Source organism: Mesorhizobium sp. M4A.F.Ca.ET.022.05.2.1 (assembly GCF_003998845.1).
Lineage (GTDB): Bacteria > Pseudomonadota > Alphaproteobacteria > Rhizobiales > Rhizobiaceae > Mesorhizobium.
This window is the reverse complement of record NZ_RZOJ01000645.1, coordinates 1-2,037: the sequence shown is the minus strand read 5'-3', so window position 1 is coordinate 2,037 and position 2,037 is coordinate 1. Positions and strand designations below refer to the sequence as shown.

General features: G+C 64.9%; 3 protein-coding genes. All 3 read right to left on the bottom strand.

Annotated elements, in window-relative coordinates; all coding sequences use genetic code 11:
- Positions 1–357 (bottom strand): response regulator (locus EN745_RS34040; protein ID WP_127423259.1); only part of this gene is annotated, 357 nt, incomplete at its 3' end.
- Positions 354–1,496 carry a nitrogen regulation protein NR(II) gene (locus EN745_RS34035; protein WP_126054615.1) on the bottom strand — a complete coding sequence of 381 codons (1,143 nt, stop codon included), beginning with the start codon at positions 1,494–1,496 and terminating at the stop codon, positions 354–356. The genes EN745_RS34040 and EN745_RS34035, both read right to left, overlap by 4 nt.
- On the bottom strand, positions 1,493–2,037 hold a 545-nt coding region (locus tag EN745_RS34030), incomplete at its 5' end, for a tRNA-dihydrouridine synthase (protein ID WP_189363250.1). The genes EN745_RS34035 and EN745_RS34030, both read right to left, overlap by 4 nt.

The following is a 2,037-nucleotide window of genomic DNA, read 5'->3' as shown; positions in this document are numbered from 1 at the left end:
CGCCCGGTTGACGATGTTGAGCAGTTCGGTCAGGTCGAACGGCTTCGGCAGATATTCATAGGCGCCGGTCTCGGAGGCGCGGATGGCGGTCATGAACGTGTTCTGCGCGCTCATCACGATGACCGGCAGTTCCGGCCGCGCCTTCTTGATGCGCGGCAGCATGTCGAAGGCGTTCTCGTCCGGCATCACCACGTCGGTGATGACGAGGTCGCCCTCGCCCGCCGCCACCCAGCGCCACAGCGTCGAGGCATTCGAAGTGACGCGCACCTCATGGCCGACGCGCGACAGCGCCTGATTGAGCACGGTGCGGATGGCCGCATCGTCATCGGCGACCAGAATGTTGCCGCGTGCGGTCATGAGCGGTCTCCTTCAGCTTCTTCGTCGACACCGTGTGCGGTCTCCTTCCAAGCCGGCATCAGGATGCGGAACGTGGTTCCCCGCGGCGTCGAATCGCATTCGATGATGCCGCCATGCTCGCCGACGATCTTGGCCACCAGCGCCAGCCCGAGGCCGGAGCCGTTCGGCTTGGTGGTGATGAACGGGTCGAACAGGATCGGCAGTATGTCCTCCGAAACACCGGGACCGTTGTCGCGCACGCAAAATTCCAGCGGCAGGGACACGCGATCCTGCGTTCCCGGCACCGAAACACGGATGCCCGGCCGGAAGGCAGTGGACAGCACGATCTCGCCTTGCGGGTCCGAACCGATCGCCTCGGCGGCGTTCTTGACCAGGTTGAGGAACACCTGGATCAGCTGGTCGCGGTTGGCGAAGACCGGAGGAAGCGATGGATCGTATTCCTCCAAGATCTTGATCCGTTTCGCAAAACCGTTCTTGGCAATCGCCTTCACATGGTCGAGAACGACATGGATGTTGACCGGGTAGCGGTCGATTGGCCGTTCGTCGGAAAAGACCTCCATGCGGTCGACGAGTGAGACGATGCGGTCGGTCTCGTCGGTGATCAGCCGGGTGAGCGCGCGGTCCTCGTCGGAGGCTGACAGTTCCAGCAACTGGGCGGCGCCCCTGATGCCGGACAATGGGTTCTTGATCTCATGCGCCAGCATGGCGGCAAGGCCGGTGACCGAGCGGGCGGCGCCGCGATGCGTCATCTGTCGGTCGATCTTGTCGGCCATCGACCGTTCCTGGAACATCACCACCACCGTGCCCGGGAATTCCGGCACCGGCGCCACGTAAAGGTCGACGACCTTTTCGATGCCGAGGCGCGGCGATGACACATCGACCCGGTATTCGTTGACCGGCGCCAGGCGCTCGCGCACCTGGTCGACAAGGGTGAGCAGCGGGCTGCCGAAGGGCACGAGCTTGGACAACGTGTTGCGGGCAAGCATGGTCGCGCTGGAGCGGAAGAAATCCTCCGCATCGGCATTGGCGAAGGTGATGAAGCCGCCGGCATCAACCATGATCACCGGGCGGCGGATGGTGTTCAGCACGATGTTGGCGGCGTCGACCATGTCCGGCCCTTGGGCAACTGTGGCCTTCATGCGGCGCTCCGCATCGATTCGGCGGGGTTGGAGAACACTTCACGCAGTTCGGCGATGACGCGAGCGGGCTCGAAAGAGGTGAGGATTGCCTTGCGTTGACCGGAAGTGGCGCCGGCGGCATGGCTATCGAGATACCAGCCGAGATGCTTGCGCGCCTGGCGCAGCCCGCTTTCGACACCGTAGAGCGCCAGCATATCCTGATAGTGGCCAATGACGTAGTCGGCCAGGGCCAGCCGATCTCCGGGAATGCCTGGCGCCGTCTCTCCTGCCGCGGACGCCGCGATCCTGCCGGCGGTCCACGGTGCGCCATAATGCGCGCGTCCGATCATCACCGCGTCGGCGCCCGATTGATCGAGGATGGCAGCCGCTTCCGCCGGCGAGCCGACATCGCCATTGGCGACGACCGGGATCGAAACGGCTTCCTTGACCCGCGCGATGGCGCGCCAGTCGGCCTTGCCCTGGTAGAACTGGCAGCGCGTGCGGCCATGCACCGTCACCATCCTCACGCCGGCCTGTTCGGCGCGGCGCGCCAGCATAGGCG